General features: G+C 62.0%; 1 protein-coding gene. It reads left to right on the top strand.

The genetic code is table 11. From position 1 onward, the window contains the following. Window positions 1-350 (top strand): GTP-binding protein (locus AC3XQU_RS23340; RefSeq protein ID WP_489876531.1); only part of this gene is annotated, 350 nt, incomplete at both ends.

Below are 350 nucleotides of genomic sequence, written 5' to 3'. Positions count from 1 at the left end.
CACGTCGAGTACGAAACCGCGAACCGTCACTACGCGCACGTCGACTGCCCAGGCCACGCCGACTACATCAAGAACATGATTACCGGTGCTGCGCAGATGGACGGCGCGATCCTGGTGTGCTCGGCCGCCGACGGCCCAATGCCACAGACCCGCGAGCACATCCTGCTGGCGCGTCAGGTTGGCGTTCCGTACATCATCGTGTTCCTGAACAAGTGCGACCTGGTCGACGACGCAGAGCTGCTGGAACTGGTCGAAATGGAAGTCCGCGAGCTCCTCTCGAAGTACGAGTTCCCAGGCGACGACCTGCCAATCATCAAGGGTTCGGCACGTATGGCGCTGGAAGGCCAGCC

This window comes from Telluria sp. AZSoR62 (assembly GCF_058111565.1).
Note: the sequence above shows the minus strand (reverse complement) of the source record. Positions and strands in the feature narration are given on the sequence as shown.